Genomic DNA, 18199 nt, shown 5'->3' with positions numbered 1-18199 from the left:
GAAATGGCATATAATCAGTAGAGAAAGAAGAAAGCAGGTAGGGTTATGTGCGGACGGTATTATATTGATGATGCGGCAGTGAAGGCGATTGTGACATTGGTACGGAGCATTGACAGAGATTTGAAATTCGGCAAAAAGAGGGATATCTATCCGTCAAACGAAAGCCTTGCTCTGTACGAGGGAATGGGGCAGGTAGAGGCAGGGTGGATGAAATGGGGCTATCCAGGGTTCCAAAAGGACAGCTTGCTGATTAATGCCAGGGCTGAGAGCGCATTGGAGAAGAGAACTTTTGCAGAGGATATCCAGACTCGCAGGTGTGTACTTCCTGCGGGAGGCTTCTATGAGTGGAACAGCCGAAAAGAAAAGTGTAGCTTTTGGAGGGCGGATGCTTCAGTTTTGTACATGGCGGGCTGCTTTCACATCTGGGAGAATAAAAAATGTTTTGTGATTCTGACGACAGAGGCTAATGCCTCGGTGGCTGGGGTCCATAGCCGGATGCCTCTGGTCTTGGAACCAGATGAGGTGAAAACCTGGATTTTGGATGGAAATTCGGTCAGTGAACTGCTCAAAAAAAAGCCCACACTCTTGGAGCGAAGCCAGGAGTATGAGCAATTGTCGCTTTTTTAGCTGCGCGAGAGAGACTCAGAAGGATTTGGGTCACTGCGCAGATCTTTCATGATTTTCTTAAATTCCAGAGCAAATAACGTAACTGTGGTCATGACGGCGATGATATCTGCGATAGGCTCGGCCAGGAAGACAGCCAGGACTTTGTCGGTCATAAAAGACGGGAGAATGAAAATCAGCGGAATCAAAAGTACGATCTTACGAAAAACAGCAAGGAAAGCGCTGATTTTGGAATTTCCGAAGGCGATAAAGCTCTGTTGGCAGGAAATTTGAAGTCCCATCAGAAGAACTCCGGCCATGTATACCCTAAGGGCCCACTGGGTAATTTCAGACAACTGCGGATCGTTGGTGAAGATTGCGACAAAAGCGGAGGGAACTAGCTGGATAGCAGCCCACAGGATTGTCGCATAGCCGAACGCGCAGATAGTCTGCAGTTTGAATGCTTGTTTTACCCTGTCTGCGTTACGCGCCCCGTAATTGTAACTGATGATTGGTTGTCCGCCCTGGGTGAGTCCCTGTAGAGGCAGCATTGCAAACTGCATGACGCTAGAGAGGATGGTCATCGCGCCCACAGCCAAGTCGCCGCCGTATTTTAGTAAAGAGGAATTAAAACAGAGAACCAGGATGCTCTCGGTGGCCTGCATGGTAAAGGGGGCGACGCCTAAGGCCACGCAGGGCAGCAGAATCGATGGCTTGATTCGAAAGTTTTTCTTCTTTAGCCTCAATATTGTGTTCTTTCCAGACAGGAATTTCACTGCCCAGGCTGCGCTCAGCGCTTGGGATAAAATTGTGGCCAGGGCCGCGCCTTCTACACCCATTCCCAATCCAAAGATGAAAATAGGGTCCAGGACGATGTTAGTGACAGCGCCGATGATGACAGTCAGCATACTGATTTTCGAGAAGCCTTGGGCGGAGATGAAAGCATTCATCCCTAGAGTTAGCTGAACGAAAATGGTGCCTATGGCATAGATGCGGATGTATTTGTCAGCATACACAATGGTGTTTTCACTGGCACCGAACAGATAGAGTAAAGGTTCCCGAAACAACAGAACTGCTGTGGTCAGAAGCAGAGCTACGACGATCAGGGCAGCGAAGCAGTTTCCCATAATTTTTTCAGCGGTCTCGTTGTCTTTTTTCCCCATAGAAATACTGGCTCTAGGAGCTCCGCCCATGCCCATGAGTGCAGCGAAAGCTGAGACAATCATAATAATTGGGAAACACACGCCGACGCCGGTCAAAGCTGTGGAGCCCACCTCAGCAATATGACCGATATACATACGGTCTACCATGTTATAGAGTGCGTTTACGACTTGGGAAGTGATGGACGGCACAGCCAATATAAATAGTAGGTGCCGGACGGGTTCTTTTCCTAAGTCCACTTCTCTAGACATTTTCAGTTTCATTTTATCAGTTCTCCTTTTCCTTAAAACGTTCCAGAATTTTGTTCATGGTTCTCTCCATCTGTGAGATCTCCTCTTCGGAAATATCTTCCAACAATTCTTCGTTGATCTCAGCGATTTCCTTGTTTAGACGGAGAATGACAGGCGCGGCTTTCTGGGTGAGATGAATCCGCTGAACTCTTCTGTCATGAGGGTCCTGGACACAGGAGATCAGCTCCCGGGACAAAAGAGAGTCGATGCTTCTGCTGACCAGACCTTTTGAGACTCCCAGAATCAATCGGAGCTGGCTACTGGTGTTGATTGATTCGTTGTTGGAGAGTAAAATGAGGATAGAGATTTCATTGGGAGAGAAATTCTCATTCTGAAATCTTAGGTTGATCTCATTGGCATAGACACGCCTGATTTGGGAAAAATATCCCAGCATGGATTCTACATTTTTTTTCATAAGCGCCTCCCTATGGTTCACAAGTAAACTACTGATAGTATATAGGATTTTAAGACGTCTGTCAATCGTTTGTGCGTATTGCGAAGCATTGTGATCGTTTGACAATCGCATTTATTTATGTAGCATTGCCGTTAATTGTACCGCAAAACATTAGGAGGAAGATAAAATATGGTACGAAAATTTCAGAAATCTGATTTAGAACTGGTTATGGAAATATGGCTCAGTGGAAATGAAGACGCCCATCCATTTATTTCAAAGGAGTACTGGAAATCGAATTTTGAGTCAGTGCAGGAGCAGCTTTTGGAGGCGGAAGTCTATGTTTTTGAAGCGGACGAAGTGATAAAAGGATTCATTGGAATGCAGGGAAATTATATCGCCGGAATTTTTGTGAAAAGAGAATTTCGCCGCGCCGGTATTGGCAGACAATTACTGAATTATGTCAAGGCAGGTCATTCTGATCTGACTCTTCATGTGTATCAAAAAAACAAAGCGGCGGTGGAATTTTACCGGCGGGAGGGATTCTGTATTATTTCAGAAGAGATAGAATCGGATACGAAAGAAGTGACTGAAACGATGAGCTGGCGTCAGGCTTAGAGAAAGCGTTTATGTTAAGAAAAGGCCGTCCCCGTCCGACGTGTTTGGAAAACGCAGGATAGGGACGGCAATATTTTTACTGTATAAGCTCCCGGACAACAGCTGGGCGGCTGGCAAGCTTGCTTGCCGAGACGCACAGACATTGGACGGGGCAACGGGTATGAGCACGCAGGCGTATGTGCCGGAGTGCGAATGCCTGTCAGGATTGCGGGAGTGCAATGCACGGAGCAATCCGCAGCTTATACTTTTTGGAGGTGTCGCCGACAGGCGGCATGAGGATTTGCGCTGCAGGCAAGAGGCTGTCACGCGGAAAGTTATGCCTGTGGGCTGAGAATTTTTTTCAGGTCTTCCTCGGGAGTACTGATTGGTGTCAGCTGATAATTTTCTACTAGGAAGTTCAGCACATTAGGAGAGACGAAAGCCGGCAGGCTCGGGCCAAGATAGATGTTGCGGATGCCAAGATGCAGAAGCGTCAGCAGGATACAGACAGCCTTCTGTTCGTACCAGGACAGAACCAAAGTCAAGGGAAGCTCATTTACGCCGCACTGGAAGACTTCGGCCAAAGCTGACGCCACGCGGATTGCTCCATAGGCATCATTGCACTGTCCCATGTCCATCAGGCGGGGCAGACTGCCGATCGTTCCCAAGGACAGGTCATTGAATCGGTATTTGCCGCAGGCCAGAGTCAGTACGGCAGTATCGGCCGGGGTTTTCTGCACGAACTCTGTATAGTAGTTTCTTCCGGCTCTCGCACCGTCGCAGCCGCCTACCAGGAAAATATGCTTTAAGGCTCCGGATTTTACTGCGTCTGCGACTTGGTCAGCGACAGATAAGATGGTGTGGTGTCCAAAGCCGGTTGTGACTTGGGTCCCGCCATTGATTCCAGTAAAATTCTGGTCCTCACGGTACCCGCCAAGTTCCAGGGCTTTCTCAATCACAGGTGTGAAATCCTTGTCTTCCCCGATGTGAACCATGCCAGGATAAGCGACGACCTCTGTGGTAAATACGCGGTCCTGGTAGCTGCTCTTTGGCGGCATCAGGCAGTTGGTTGTAAACAAAATCGGAGCGGGGAGATCAGCGAATTCTTTCTGCTGATTCTGCCATGCGGTTCCGAAATTCCCCTTTAAGTGACTGTATTTTTTCAGCTCTGGATAAGCGTGGGCCGGGAGCATCTCACCGTGGGTATAGATCTGGATTCCTCTTCCCTCGGTCTGTTCCAGCAAAAGTTTTAAGTCTCTCAGGTCATGGCCGGAGATGACGATGAAAGGCCCTTTTTCCACCTTCAAAGGCACTGTGACAGGGGAAGGGATTCCGTAGGTCTGGGTGTTGGCTCGGTCTAGAAGCTCCATGCATTTTAGGTTGACTTCTCCTACTTTCAGAACCGTAGGAAGAAAATCATTCATTCCTCCGTCTTTGGACAGCAGGCGCATAGCCTCAAAGAAGAACTGGTTGACGGTGTCGTCCTCGTAACCTAGCACCGTTGCGTGATAAGCATAGGCGGCTACACCTCTTAATCCGAACAAAATCAGGGATTTTAAGGAACGAATGTCCTCCTGAGCGTTCCAGAGAAGCTCCATGGAATAATCTGGCGCTGCGTCGGCCAGCAGAGCCTTCACGCCGCGTATCTTGGATAGCTGTCTGTTCAGATCGTCATTGTCAAAATTTACATTGGTAAGTGTCGAGAACAACCCTTCGACCATCAGGCGAATCTGTTCTTTGGAAGCGTGTTTCTCCCCTAAAGACTTGGCGAGGCCAATCAACGCTCCTGTAATCTCATCTTGAAGCTTAGCGGTGTCAGCGGATTTTCCGCACACACCGGTTTTTTTAGTACAGCCAGAACATCCGGCTGTCTGTTCACATTGAAAACAAAACATTTCCTGACTCATTTTAAAATCCTCCTGTTTGCATTTATAAATTTGCTGGATATACTTTATAATAATTCTCCTTGGGTGGAGATGGTTGCGACTTTTAAGGGGATGTCTCTGCCACTGGCAGCGATGGCGGTGCGGACTGCGTGTTCCAGACCGCCGCAGCAGGGGACTTCCATGCGGGCGACAGTGACGCTTCGGATTTGATTTTCCCGAAAGATTGCAGTGAGCTTTTCTGCGTAATCAACAGAATCCAGCTTTGGACAACCTACGAGGGTGATGTGTCCCTGAATAAAATCCTGATGGAAATTCGCATAGGCGTAGGCGGTACAGTCGGCGGCGATCAAGAGGTCGGCCTGTTCATAGTAAGGAGCCTGGATAGGCAGAAGCTTGATCTGTACCGGCCATTGGCGAAGCTGACTGGTATTTCTGACGGTCGCCGAACAGGGGGAGGGGGTGAAAGTCTTTGCCGTAGTTCCAGGACATCCGCAGGGGAGTGGACTTGCTTTTTTTGCCTGCGCCTTTTTTACAGCAGCCTCGTCATAGGCAGGCGCTTCCCTCTCTTCGAAGGAGATCGCATCTGTGGGACAGGCGGGAAGACAGTCTCCTAGACCATCACAGTAGTCTTCGCGGGTGAGAACAGCCTTTCCGTTTACCATCTGGATTGCGCCTTCATGACAAGCAGCGACACAGGCGCCGCAGCCATTGCATAAGTCTTGATTGATCTTTATAATTTTACGTATCATATGTTCTCCTTTTGGCTTTTCTTTTTCGGATGGCTATAGTATAGTATAAGAAAAGAAACATAGATGTTGTTTTTACAACAAAAAAGGAGAAAGATGAGAGAATATTTGTCAGTGATGAAGAGATCGGTGCTCTTTCGGGGAATTGAGGAGGATGAGATATTGGCAATGCTGAAATGTTTGCAGGCTCATATTCGTTCCTATGAAAAGAAGGACTTTCTTTACCGAAATGGAGATCATCTGTTGGAGATGGGGCTGGTGCTACAAGGTTCGGTCCACCTGATAAAGGAAGACTACTGGGGGAAACGGAGTATTCTCGCGAGAATTCCGGAAGGACAGATTTTTGGAGAGGTGTTTGCCTGCCTGCGTCAGCAGCCTCTAAATATGAGCATTATGGCTACAGAACCAGTCAAAGTGCTGTATCTGGACGTACAGAGAGTGACCAATAGCTGTACTTCCGCCTGCGATTTTCATGTGCGTTTGATCAGAAATTTGCTGCAATCCCTGGCAGGCCACGCTCTGCTTCTGAATCAGAAAATCGAGTATATCACGCAGAGAACTACTAGAGAGAAACTTCTGTCCTATCTCTCAGACCAGGCCCTTCGAGCGGGAAATTCCAGATTTCAGATTCCTTTTAACAGGCAAGAGCTGGCGGATTATCTGGGAATTGAGCGCAGCGCTATGTCAAACGAACTGTCAAAGATGAAGAGGGAAGGGCTTTTGGATTTTCAAAAAAATAGCTTTTGGCTGCGACAGTGAGCAAGCGGCACAGAACCGGTTGCAAAGAAGAAAAGGAGATATTGAGATCAGAGATGTAAGGAGGTAGAACAATGATTCCACAAAGATTGGAGAGACTTAGGGTTAAAATGCGGGAGTGCCGGATGGATGCTTACCTGGTTCCCACTGCGGATTACCATGAATCGGAATATGTAGGTCCGTATTTCAAGTGCAGAGAATATATTACAGGCTTTACCGGCTCGGCGGGCACAGCTGTGATTACAGAGGATGAGGCGTGTCTTTGGACAGACGGCAGATATTTCGTACAGGCTGCGCAGCAGCTTAAGGAGAGCGGGATTCGTTTGATGAAAATGGGGGAACAGGGAGTTCCCACAGTGGAGGAATATTTAAAAGAGAAGCTTCCCCAAGGCGGAGCTCTGGGATTCGACGGAAAGGTGGTCAATCAGCTTTTTGCCCAGGGACTTCAGGAGGAGCTAAGACCCAAAGGAATTACTCTCTTGTATGACAGAGATCTGGTGGGAGAGATCTGGGAGGGACGGCCTGAGCTGTCCAGCGGGGAAATCTGGGTTTTGGATGAGAAGTATGCGGGAAAGAGCGCAAAGGCTAAACTTCTAGAGCTAAGAGAGAGTATGGAAGGGGCAGGGGCCACTGCACATCTGCTGACAACTCTGGACGATATTGTGTGGTTGCTGAATATTCGAGGGAACGATATTCCCTGTAATCCTGTGGTGCTCAGCTATTTTGTGGTTACAAAACAAAACTGTCTTCTATTTATTCAGCCGCAGGCAGTGAACTGTCAGATGAAAGAATATCTGGAAAGTCTAGGAGTACGGCTGCAACCTTATGAAGAGGTCTATGAGTTTGTAAAAAGCCTGCGCGGAGAACGGATTTTATTGGAAAAATCTTGTGTCAACTACACCTTGTGTCAGAGTCTGGATGATTCCAATGTGGTGATTGACCGGATGAATCCAACCACCTGGGCAAAGGCAATAAAGAACGAGACAGAGATGGAGAATATCCGACGAGCTCATATCAAGGACGGAGTGGCGGTTACCAGGTTTCTCTATTGGGTGAAAAATAATATAGGAAAAATTCCTATAGATGAAATTAGCGCAGCCGACAAGCTAGAGAGTCTGCGCAAGGAACAGGAAGGCTATCTGGAACCCAGCTTTGGCACGATCTCGGCTTATGGCGCCAATGCTGCGATGTGTCACTATCAGGCTGACGAGGAGCATCACCAGGAGTTACAGCCAAGGGGGTTGTATCTGGTAGATTCCGGCGGTCAGTACTATGAGGGAACTACAGATATTACAAGGACGATCGTCTTAGGGGAACTTACGCAAGAGGAACGGGAGCATTTCACTTTGGTGGCTATGGGAATGCTGCGCCTGGGAAATGCGCAGTTTACGGAAGGGACTTATGGTATGAGCCTAGACTGTCTGGCACGAGGGCCTCTTTGGGAGCGCGGTTTGGACTTCAATCATGGGACAGGCCACGGAGTTGGCTATCTTTTAAATGTGCATGAGAGACCCACCGGAATACATCGGAGGACAACACCAAAGAACCTGGCGGGAGAGGTCTTGATGGAAGGAATGCTGACCTCGGATGAACCAGGAATGTACGTGGAGGGCAGCCATGGAATCCGGACAGAAAATCTATTGCTTTGCAAGAGGCTGGAAAAAAATGAGTACGGGCAGTTTATGGGTTTTGAGTTTGTGACGTTTGTGCCCATTGATCTGGACGGCATTGAGGTCTCTCTTATGACTCCAAAGGATGTGGAGTACCTGAACGCATATCACAGTCAGGTGTTTGAGAAGATTTCTCCTTACCTGAACGAAGAGGAGACCCAATGGCTAAGAGAATATACTAGACCGTTGAAGTGCAGCTGAGAGGTAGGATGATCGCACTGCGGCGGAGATGAAAATATTGCTGACGCACCCCGCCGCAGTATTGCGGTGTAGATTTCAAACAGAATGGAAAGCTTGGTCTGTGGAATAGAGTTTGCACAATTCTATGAGTACCTGCACGGATTTTTCCATGGACTGGATGCAGACGAATTCGTAAGGACCGTGAAAATTATGGCCGCCAGTTCCCAGGTTTGGGCAGGGCAAGCCCATGAAGGAAAGCCTTGCTCCATCTGTACCGCCGCGAATTGGCTGTACCTTCGGCGTGATTTTCAGCTTGTCGTAGACCTTCAGAACATTCTCCACCAGATGCATATGGGGGATAATCTGTTCTTTCATGTTATAGTAGGAGTCTGTGATATCAAGTTTCACAGTGCCTTCCACATATTTTTCGTTCAGGTACGCCGCGATTTTATGCATTCTTTCTTTTTTCTTTGCAAACAGTTCTCTGTCGTGGTCACGGATGATGTATTCCAAGGAGGCGGTTTCCACGCAGCCTTGCATTCCCGTTAAATGAATAAAGCCTTCGTAGCCTTCCGTGTTTTCCGGTTTTTCAAAACGAGGGAGCATCTGGTCGAACTCCATGGCAATTGAGGAGGCGTTTCTCATTTTTCCCTTGGCAGAACCCGGATGGATGGAAAGTCCGGTGATCTGTATCTGGACGGAAGCGGCATTGAAATTTTCATATTCTATTTCTCCGATTTCTCCGCCGTCCACAGTGTAGGCGAAGTCAGCGGGAAGTTTTTTTAGATTGATGTAGTCTACGCCTTTTCCGACTTCTTCATCCGGTGTGAAACACAGGTAGACATTGCCGTGGGGAATTTCTGGATGTGCCAAAAGATATTCTGCCGCAGTCATAATTTCAGCGATTCCAGCCTTGTTGTCGTCGCCTAGCAAAGTGGTTCCGTCGGTGACGATCAGATCTTGGCCAATATACTTGGTCAGGTCTGGAAAATCCTCAGGGCTCATGATGAGATTTTCTTTATCATTCAATAAAATATTTTTTCCATTATATTTTCTGATAATACGGGGCTTGACGGCTTCGCCTGAGGCGTCCGGTGCTGTGTCCATGTGGGCCAGAAAAGCCAGGGTTGCACCCTTTGAATCAGGGACAGTGGCGGGAATAAGACCATAGACATAGCCATTTTCATCTCTGTTTACCTGAGAAATCCCTATGGATTTCATTTCTTCAGCCAGCAGATCTGCGAAGATAAGCTGAGAGGGGCTGGAAGGAAAGGTGTCAGAGAGAGGATCTGACTGGGTGTTTTGTGAGACGTATTTGAGGAATCGTTGTGTGATATCCATTTAAAAATCCTCCTGTAATTATTTTTTCGCATCCAAAGTGTTTAAATTTTCATGGTCAAAGATTGTTCCACACGGGTACAAGGATGTCTTTATTATGAACGGGAAAACGAAAAAAATACGGATGAGCTAAGTTCATTGTCCTGATCGGCGGGGTGTTTCATTGGAAGGCGAGAGGATAAATTTTCGAATCACTTCCGCTACACCGCTGTGATTATTGTCAGCTTCAGTAATGTAATTTCCGTGTTGTTTGATGTCGTTTTCTGCGTTGGACATTACGGCGCCGACGGCTGCAGTGTCTAGCATAGCAATGTCATTTTCAGCGTCTCCGACAGCTACGGAGTTTTCCAGGGGAATATCCAAAATCTGGCATAAATGCCGGACTGCGTTACCTTTAGAGATACCGGGAGCAGTGAATTCTAAGTACCAGTCACAGGAAAAGAAAGATTGTAATTTTCCTTCAATCATTGGAGCGATATGATCTTGGAAATCGTAGAGGCGATTTTTGTCGTGATAGTCCATGACAATGATTTTGTAAGGGTCTGAGTCCAGGGCAGTAGTTACGTCATCCACAATCTCATAGGATACTTTGGTAACTTGGGAATAGCGCTTCAGACTTTCGTTCTCGCGCTCACTGAGTATTCCATGGTCACAGTAAGTCTGGACATGGAGACCGGCTTTGTGAGCCTCGTCAAAGACGATTCTGAGATATTCCCTGGGAAATTGTACACTGTAAACGACTTTGTTTTTTGAGAAGTCATAGATACAGGAACCGTTGAAGGCAATTGCGTAACATCCTTCATGGGCAAGACCAAGCGACTTGGACTGTGCAATTGCGCTTACTAGAGGGCGACCGGTGGTGACTACGATTTTATGGCCTCCACGAAGGGCGGTCTCGATGTTTTCTATGTTTTCACGAGAAATATTTTTTTGATCGTCCAGCAGTGTTCCGTCCAGATCTGTGAACAATATTTTTTCTTTTATTTTCATGAAAAATCCTCCTTTTCCTATGTTCATATGAAGATCCGCTGAGGGTATCTTACATGAATATGGGAGAGGGGTCAAGCACTATCGCTGTCCGTTTGTGGATATTTTGGAGAGAATTTTGTGAATGGCAGTCAGTCCGGGGCTGGCAGTGAAAAGTCAACAGAATGACTTGAAAACCAAGGGACAGACTGGTATTCTAAAAGAAAGGAGGAATTTCATGGACGGAAAACAGCGACGAGAGATGATTATTAATTTGATGAATGCCAGTCAGGAACCTTTGTCAGGAACCGCTCTGGCGAAAAAGTTTGGAGTGAGCAGGCAGGTGATTGTGCAGGATATCGCATTGCTTCGAGCCGCAAATTATCAGATTCTCTCCACCAACCGGGGGTATGTCTGTGTGGTTTCTTCGGGAGTGACAAGGGAGTTTTATGTAAACCATACGAGGGATCAGATTCAGGATGAGATGAATGTGATCGTAGACTATGGGGGGACGATTGTGGATGTCTTTGTGGAGCATGACCCATATGGGGAGCTCAGAGCTCCTTTGACCGTGAGTAACCGAAGTCAGGTCCAGGAGTTCGTGGATGAGATCAACAAGGGGATTTACAGTCCGCTAATGACGATCACCTCCGGGTATCATTATCACACAGTCAGAGCACAGAGCGAGCAGATTTTGGATGTGATTGAAGGAAAACTGAAGGAGAAAAAGTTTTTGGTGACGACGAAATCCTTAAAAAGTGAAGATGCCGGAAGTTGATGGAGAACTTGGGGAGTTCCGTGGGACTGCTGAGAAATAAAGGGTCTCACGGGATTTTTTTGGAGTTGAAGCAGGCTTGCCCACTTTGTTGTGTAATAGGAAAGATGTTGTCACGCTAATGCGTAAAAGCTCTTTCCTATCACACAAACGTTCTGCGTGGAGCGCACTGCGGCGGAGTGGAAGATGGCGCTTTGCACCCCGACACAGGCGGAGAATCCTGCAAGCAGGATTCTTTTTTACGTAACGGTTTATTTTTTGCCGCCAGAAGATAATACCTGAAAAACTCTCGCGCTGAATGGTGGTAAATCTAGAGTTAGAAGATATTGTTTCCCCACTGTCTTGGTGGAATGAACCTTGCGGCGGGGAACTGGGGTGCTCCCTCCGTAGATCTCCCAGTCGCTGCTCAGCAGCTCTTGAACCCGCGTCTTTTCAGGAAAAGTACAGGGATAGGACTCCCAGAGTTGATCTGAGAAGTTAAATACACCGATGACTGCGCCCTCGCCCAACCCCCGCTGGAAAATATATACAGAGTTTTCAGCGGCGTTAATCTGCAACCAGTGAAAGTAATCTTTGTGATATTCTTTTGCATGCAGGGCGTCTAAAGACAGATAGTATTTGTTTAGAGTCTGAATATACCGGTGAAAAGCGTCGTGTAGGGGATATTTGAGAATATCCCAGTCCTGGGGGCGGCTTTCGTCCCACTCGCGGAACTGGCCGATTTCATTTCCCATAAAATTCAGCTTTTTCCCTGGATGCAGATACATATAAGCATAGAGTGCCCGGCACTGAGGAAATTTGTATTCGTAATCGCCCCACATTTTCTGGAGGATAGTCGCTTTGCCGTGTACGACTTCATCATGGGAAAAGGGAAGCAGATACAGTTCATTGTAGAAATAGTCCATAGAAAAAGAAAGATCGTGATAATGGGCAGGACGCTCCCAGGGAGGAGTCCTAAAGTAATTTAGGGTATCGTTCATCCACCCCAAATCCCACTTGTAGTCGAAGCCAAGTCCATCATATTCCACAGGAGCAGTTACCTTCAGGAAATTTGTGGAGTCTTCTGCGATTAGGACAGCGGTGGGGTGCAGCCGATGGAGGCCTTGATTCATAAAGCGGACGAACTCCACAGCATTTTTGTTGACTCCTCTAGAAGGGTCACCCTGCCAGTAGATAATCCGGCTAATGGCATCCATACGGATTCCGTCGAAATGAAATTCCGAGAGCCAGTAGTTGGCGGCGGACTGTAAAAAAGAGCACACTTCACCTCGGGAGTGCATAAAATTACAGGTGCCCCATTCGCTTTGCCCCACAGCGTCGTTAGGATATTCATAGAGAGGTGTGCCGTCGAATAGAGCAAGACCATAGTCGTCCATGGCAAAATGGACAGGGACGAAATCCATAATGACGCCGATTCTGGCCTGATGACAGGCATCCACCAAAGCCTTTAGCTGTGCGGCGGTTCCATATCGGGAGGTGGGACTGAAATAGCCGGTGGTTTGGTAGCCCCAGGAACAGTCCGCAGGGTGTTCGCAAAGGGGCATGAATTCCACATAGTTGTAGCCGTTTTCTGACAGATAACTGATCAAGGGTTTAGCTAACTCGTCGTAAGTGTACCAGGAAGATGAAGTTTCGGATTTCGTCTTCCAGGAACCCAGGTGCATTTCATAGATGTTCATAGGCTGTTCGTAAGATTTTTGGCGTTGTTTTAGCCAATTACTATCTTGAAAATGGTATTCTTTCAGGTCAACGATGACGGAAGCACTTCCTGGGCGCAATTCCATTCCAAAACCGTAGGGGTCGCAGTGATCTGTCACGCGGCCGCCGCCGTAGATTTTGTATTTATAGAGCATTCCTGGCTTAGCATTTGACAGAAATAGTTGATAGACACCGTGATACTCGCAGCGCTCCATCCATTGCCCTTGCCATTGATTGAAATCTCCGATCAGAGACACTTTCTCGGCGCAGGGGGCATATACGCGGAACCAGACTCCATCTTTTTCCAGGTGAGCCCCGAAATAGGTGTGAGCATCAAAAGTTTTTCCGATGTAAAAATCTTGTATATTTATCATTGTTAACCTCCATTTCTGTGCTAGTTTCGTTATGAAACCAATTCCCTCGCACAAGCGGAAGATCAGCGGGAAAATAGGCTTTTAATGGCTGATTTTGCGCATGTATTCAATGGTTTAAGTATACTACAAGTGAAGGTGGGAGAAAAGGAAATTACGCAGGGTTTTCAAAAATTGAATGAAATTTTCGAAAGATTTAAGAATTCTGTAAGGTTCCGAAATTGACAAATAAGGCTTGGGGGAATACAATAAACATTAATAGTTGAAATTGTTCAATAAAGTATTTTAAGAGGAGTAGGAGTATGGAGAAGAATGCACCCGGAAGAAGTTTTTTGAAGGTAACAGGAATTCTTTGTATTATTTATGGAGTATTTCTGGTCTTGAGTACAGCAGGTTCTATGATGAGCTATCAGGCCATGACCTCAGGAAATATGACAGATGAGGTGATGGCGGTATTAGAACAAAGCGGAGTCACTTCTCAGTCACTGCTGTTTTCAATTATCTACGTGGCGGTGGGAGCAGTGATATTTCTGGTGGCCGGAATTCTTGGAGTTATGTACTCAAAGAAGACAGAAAAAGCCGGAATCTGTGTCATCATGGGAATTCTGCTGATTGTGTACTTTGTATTTAATTTTGGTTACTCAGCTATGACGACGGGCGTGACAGTTGCAGGTATTATCAGTACAATTGTGATGTTGATCGTTCCTTTCTTGTACCTGTGGGGAGGATTGAAAAACAAAGAAGTCAATGAACCGCAGGAGAGTGAGAAAACGATTTGATACAAAAAAGAGAAAGACATTCGTTGTTTAAAAGAAAAACGAGCTTGAAAGGCAGAAATGAGAGATGACAGGGAGAAGCAGGGCGGGGCAGCCCTCTTCTCCTGCTTTTCTTTTCAGGATAAATTTGGCAGTAGACTTAAGTGTTCTGAAAATGTATGCTTTAGTGATCGAGGAAGTTTAAAAGGAGAGAGTATGGAGCCATTAATTCGCGTTGTTGACATGTGTAAAATTTACAATCCGGGGGAGAATGAGGTTCGGGCTTTGGATCATGTGAATTTAGAAATTTTTCAAGGAGAATTTGTAGCTATTATTGGCCAGTCGGGTTCGGGAAAATCAACATTTATGAATATGCTGGGATGTCTGGATGTACCGACTTCAGGGGAGTATTTTCTAAATGGTACTGATGTGTCCACGATGGCTGATAATGACTTGTCAGAAGTGCGAAACAGAGAGATCGGTTTTATTTTTCAGGGGTTTAATTTGATTCCAAATCTGACAGCTGTGGAGAATGTGGAACTGCCCTTGATTTATCGAGGAATTGACAAAAAGACAAGACGTCAGCTGGCAATGGAATCTTTACATATGGTAGGCTTGGATAAGCGAGTGCATCACAAACCCAATGAGATGTCTGGAGGACAACAGCAGAGGGTGGCCATCGCCAGGGCGATTGCGGCCAAGCCTCCGGTGATTTTGGCCGATGAGCCTACTGGAAATCTGGATTCAGCCTCCAGCCGAGAAATTCTGTCTATTCTGAAAGATATGCATAAGAATGGACGGACCGTAATTTTAATTACCCATGATAACGGAATTGCAGATCAAGCCAGGCGGGTAGTGCGTATCATGGATGGGAAGATAGAGTCTGACATTTTAAATGAGAACTTTAAAGAGTAGGAGGAAGCTGTTGTGAAAAAGGGGAAGAAAAGAACCAAGAAAACAAAAATAATGATAGGGGTTGCCGCAGTGGTTATTGTCTGCATTGGAGTGATTGCAGTTTTTGGAAAGGGCAGTGGCACGGAGGAGACCAGTGCGTCTGTGGAGGCAGTTACTGCTGAGGTTGGGGATGTAACCCAGGAAGTGGACGCTTCCGGTACAGTGGAAAGTAATGAGACAAAGACCTATTTTTCACCGGTTAACGCAAAGATTGACAAAATGGATTTTGAAGTGGGTGACAGTGTGAAAAAGGGTACTCAACTGATTACATACAATCTGGAAGATTTGGAGAAAGAAGACCAGAAGGCAGAGCTGAACCAGAAATCTGGAGAATTGGACTATGAAAATACAGTGAAGAAGTCTAACAAAGCGGTGGATAAACAAGCGGCTGCAGCGGCGAGTGTAGACGAACTGCAAGCCATGGTGGACAGTCAGGAAGCTTATGTGTATGATTTAAAAGAGCAGTTATCGCAGGCTCAGCTCGATGCTCAAAATGATGCTCAGGCACAGGTTGAGCAGGCGCAGGAAGAGGCCCAAGAGGCGGCGCAGCAGGCCAAAGAAGAATACGAAGCTCAAATGGAAGAGTACAGCGAGAATGTCGCTGCCGCAAAAGAAGCTTTGACTAAGGCAGAAGCGAAGGTACAAGAGTGTCTAAAAGCAAAACGTGAGGCTGAGAGAGCCTATAAGAAGGACCCAGATAATTCTGCCCTTTCCTCAGCATTGGATGAGGCGACCTATGATTATGAAGATGCAGTAGCGGCAAAGACGGATGCGCAGTCCAATCTCCAGGAGGTCAAAGCGCAGATACCGACCATGGACACAGACAGTACAGCTATGACGGGGGGCAGTGAGACAGGGACTACAGTTATGGTGGATACTTCAGATCTGGAGGTGGCCATAGAACAGGCGTCCAGTGATTTGGCAGAACTACAGTCCGAGCTGGCCACAAAGAAGGCTGAGGCTGAGGCCGATCCAAATGCCTTGACAGAAGAAGAGAAAGAGAAGATGAAGATCACCAATAACCTGGCTGAGATGGAGACAAAGACAGCTAAGGAATTGGTTATTGAAGGAAAGAAAGGCATTCAGGCTGAGTTTAACGGTGTAATTTCCGACTCGAAGGTGGTGGAGGGAGCTACCACGACTCAGGGTATGGAAATGTTTACGATTAAGAGTCTTGACAATGTAAGTGTGGATTTGAATATTTCTAAGTACGACTATGATAAGCTGGATGAAGGTCAGAAAGCGGTTATTACCATAGGTGATTATACTTATAAAGGAACTGTGACGAAGATTAGCAGAATAGCAACTCCGAATGAGAAAGGTGCGGCGACGATCTCGGTGAGTGTGGATATTGATAATCCAGACGACAACATCTTTATCGGAGTGGACGCGAAGGCGACGATTCATGCCAAAGAAGCCAAGAATGTGGTTACGGTTCCAGTGGAGGTCGTAAATATCGGAAAAGAAGGTTCTTTCTGTTATGTTATCGAGGACGGAGTGATCGTTAAGAAAAATGTAAAGACGGGCATCTCCTCAGATACTAAGGTAGAGATTAAGAAGGGGCTGAAAAAGGGCGATCAGGTACTCACGGATATCGGAGATCATGAGGAAGGCGATGCGGTGACTGCGACAGAGGAAAAAGAGTAGGCAAGACGGAAAGGAGCACCGCAATGGGTAATATGATAGAATATGTAAAAATGGCCATACACAATATATTGGCCAATAAAGGGCGTTCATTTCTGACTATGCTGGGTATCATCATTGGTATTTCTTCTGTCATTGCGATTGTCTCTATAGGGCAGGGAACGACGAATCAGATGAATAGTGAGATCAATGACGTGGGTGTAGGGCAGATCTATATCAATTGCAGCGAAGATGCTCAGAAGGCGGAAGAATGGATTACCCCAGACGATTTGGAAGATCTGAAGGCTCTGGATGAAGTAGATGGTGTATCTGTAGCCTCAACATTAGTCGGGGAAACGACGACCGGAAAAGGCAACTTTTCACTGTATCTCACCGGCGATACGGAAGATGCAAAAATGGTGAACAATGATTCCATGAAGCGTGGAAATTATTTCACCGATGCGGATGTGGCAGAGGCCAGAAATGTATGCGTGATTTCTGACATGGATGCGAAGAGACTTTTTGGAACGGATGATGTAGTGGGAATGGATATAGACGTGACCAGCTACGACATCACGAAGACCTATCGGATTGTGGGAGTCACAGAGCAAAAAGAGAACGGTACTTTTGTCAGCTATACTTATGAAGGGATGCCTTCCTATATTACAGTTCCTTATACTTCTCTGTCAGACGTAATGGAAGGAATAGAGGAGTTCTATAGTGTGACCATCATAGGAAATAAGTCTGTGGATTCTAAAGTTGTCACAGAAAAGGCCCTGCATGTGCTGGAAAGAAATCACCAGAGTGCAGGGGAGGACTATTATCAGGTACAGAGTTTTCAAGATGTGCTGAAGGTTATGAACCAGATGATGGGAATGGTGACAGCATTTATCTCCTTTGTGGCTGGAATTTCTTTGCTGGTAGGCGGTATCGGAGTTATGAATATTATGTTGGTGTCTGTCACGGAGCGTACCCGAGAGATCGGTATTCGAAAATCTCTGGGCGCAAAAACTTCCTCGATTATGATGCAATTCTTGGCGGAATCGGCGATTATCACGGCGATTGGAGGTATCATAGGAATTGTTCTAGGCATTGCAGCAGCGTTTGGGATATGTTCGATTATCAGTCAGTCCATGGAGATGGCGATTTCTCCTGGCATCAGCCCGGGAACGATATTGATCGCGACGGCGTTTGCCTGCGCAGTCGGAGTCTTTTTTGGAATTTATCCGGCTAAAAAAGCGGCAAAATTAAGTCCAATTGAAGCTTTGAGAAGAAATTAAAAAAATGCTTGACATCTGAGTATAAATGCCATATAATAACTAATGTTGCGAGGGCAATATGAAAATATTATATGTGTGCGTTTAGCTCAGCTGGATAGAGCGTTTGGCTACGGACCAAAAGGTCGGGGGTTCGAATCCTCTAACGCACGTAGTAGATAG

16 protein-coding genes and 1 tRNA gene are annotated in these 18199 nt (G+C 46.6%); 10 read left to right on the top strand and 7 right to left on the bottom strand.

What is annotated here, in order from left to right:
• Positions 1-45: 45 nt before the first annotated feature.
• Positions 46-627 (top strand): SOS response-associated peptidase, encoded by a 582-nt coding sequence (locus BLHYD_RS14970; RefSeq protein ID WP_005949980.1) that lies wholly within the window; start codon positions 46-48, stop codon positions 625-627.
• Here BLHYD_RS14970 and BLHYD_RS14965 read toward each other — a convergent pair.
• Complete coding sequence (locus BLHYD_RS14965) at positions 624-2027, bottom strand: MATE family efflux transporter (protein ID WP_005949982.1); 1404 nt, start codon at positions 2025-2027, stop codon at positions 624-626. The genes BLHYD_RS14970 and BLHYD_RS14965 overlap by 4 nt on opposite strands.
• Before the next feature lie 4 nt (positions 2028-2031).
• Positions 2032-2469 carry a MarR family winged helix-turn-helix transcriptional regulator gene (locus tag BLHYD_RS14960; RefSeq protein ID WP_021844466.1) on the bottom strand — a complete coding sequence of 146 codons (438 nt, stop codon included), beginning with the start codon at positions 2467-2469 and terminating at the stop codon, positions 2032-2034.
• A gap of 168 nt (positions 2470-2637) precedes the next feature.
• On the opposite strand from BLHYD_RS14960, the gene BLHYD_RS14955 reads away from it, so the two are divergent.
• Positions 2638-3063 carry an N-acetyltransferase gene (locus BLHYD_RS14955; RefSeq protein ID WP_005949986.1) on the top strand — a complete coding sequence of 142 codons (426 nt, stop codon included), beginning with the start codon at positions 2638-2640 and terminating at the stop codon, positions 3061-3063.
• A 314-nt stretch (positions 3064-3377) separates the two neighbouring features.
• Here the strand turns inward: BLHYD_RS14955 and hcp are convergent, their stop codons facing one another.
• Both hcp and BLHYD_RS14945 read right to left on the bottom strand, forming a co-directional pair.
• Positions 3378-4949 (bottom strand): hydroxylamine reductase, encoded by a 1572-nt coding sequence (gene hcp / locus BLHYD_RS14950; protein WP_005950274.1) that lies wholly within the window; start codon positions 4947-4949, stop codon positions 3378-3380.
• A gap of 44 nt (positions 4950-4993) precedes the next feature.
• Positions 4994-5677 (bottom strand): ATP-binding protein, encoded by a 684-nt coding sequence (locus tag BLHYD_RS14945; RefSeq protein ID WP_005950276.1) that lies wholly within the window; start codon positions 5675-5677, stop codon positions 4994-4996.
• A gap of 93 nt (positions 5678-5770) precedes the next feature.
• On the opposite strand from BLHYD_RS14945, the gene BLHYD_RS14940 reads away from it, so the two are divergent.
• Positions 5771-6433, top strand: a complete 663-nt coding sequence (locus BLHYD_RS14940; RefSeq protein ID WP_021844468.1) for a Crp/Fnr family transcriptional regulator — start codon at positions 5771-5773, stop codon at positions 6431-6433.
• A 71-nt stretch (positions 6434-6504) separates the two neighbouring features.
• Entirely contained in the window at positions 6505-8301 is a 1797-nt protein-coding gene (locus BLHYD_RS14935; protein WP_005950280.1) for an aminopeptidase P family protein, read from the top strand.
• A 75-nt stretch (positions 8302-8376) separates the two neighbouring features.
• On the opposite strand, the gene pepT is transcribed toward BLHYD_RS14935, so the two are convergent.
• Positions 8377-9621 carry a peptidase T gene (pepT, locus tag BLHYD_RS14930; protein WP_005950282.1) on the bottom strand — a complete coding sequence of 415 codons (1245 nt, stop codon included), beginning with the start codon at positions 9619-9621 and terminating at the stop codon, positions 8377-8379.
• A gap of 132 nt (positions 9622-9753) precedes the next feature.
• A complete protein-coding gene (locus BLHYD_RS14925) occupies positions 9754-10608 on the bottom strand; it encodes a Cof-type HAD-IIB family hydrolase (protein WP_021844470.1) in 855 nt (284 codons plus the stop codon).
• A gap of 121 nt (positions 10609-10729) precedes the next feature.
• Here BLHYD_RS14925 and BLHYD_RS14920 point away from each other — a divergent pair, with 121 nt between their 5' ends.
• Positions 10730-11362, top strand: a complete 633-nt coding sequence (locus tag BLHYD_RS14920) for a transcription repressor NadR (protein WP_005950648.1) — start codon at positions 10730-10732, stop codon at positions 11360-11362.
• Positions 11363-11610: 248 nt separating this feature from the next.
• Here BLHYD_RS14920 and glgB read toward each other — a convergent pair whose 3' ends face one another.
• On the bottom strand, positions 11611-13431 hold the full coding sequence (gene glgB / locus BLHYD_RS14915; protein ID WP_005950652.1) for a 1,4-alpha-glucan branching protein GlgB: 1821 nt from the start codon (positions 13429-13431) through the stop codon (positions 11611-11613).
• Positions 13432-13730: 299 nt separating this feature from the next.
• Here glgB and BLHYD_RS14910 point away from each other — a divergent pair, with 299 nt between their 5' ends.
• The 5 genes from BLHYD_RS14910 to BLHYD_RS14890 all read left to right on the top strand — a co-directional run bounded on the left by BLHYD_RS14910 (position 13731) and on the right by BLHYD_RS14890 (position 18189).
• A complete protein-coding gene (locus BLHYD_RS14910) occupies positions 13731-14207 on the top strand; it encodes a hypothetical protein (RefSeq protein ID WP_005950656.1) in 477 nt (158 codons plus the stop codon).
• A gap of 192 nt (positions 14208-14399) precedes the next feature.
• A complete protein-coding gene (locus BLHYD_RS14905) occupies positions 14400-15098 on the top strand; it encodes an ABC transporter ATP-binding protein (RefSeq protein WP_021844473.1) in 699 nt (232 codons plus the stop codon).
• Between the two features lie 12 nt (positions 15099-15110).
• Positions 15111-16784: an efflux RND transporter periplasmic adaptor subunit gene (locus BLHYD_RS14900; RefSeq protein ID WP_005950660.1), complete on the top strand. Its 1674-nt coding sequence runs from the start codon at positions 15111-15113 to the stop codon at positions 16782-16784.
• Positions 16785-16807: 23 nt separating this feature from the next.
• Complete coding sequence (locus BLHYD_RS14895; RefSeq protein ID WP_005950662.1) at positions 16808-18040, top strand: ABC transporter permease; 1233 nt, start codon at positions 16808-16810, stop codon at positions 18038-18040.
• A gap of 75 nt (positions 18041-18115) precedes the next feature.
• A tRNA-Arg gene (locus BLHYD_RS14890) sits at positions 18116-18189 on the top strand.
• Positions 18190-18199 lie beyond the last annotated feature (10 nt).

It is taken from the genome of Blautia hydrogenotrophica DSM 10507 (assembly GCF_034356035.1).
Taxonomy (GTDB): Bacteria; Bacillota; Clostridia; order Lachnospirales; family Lachnospiraceae; genus Blautia_A; species Blautia_A hydrogenotrophica.
This window is presented reverse-complemented; position numbering and strand designations above follow the sequence as displayed.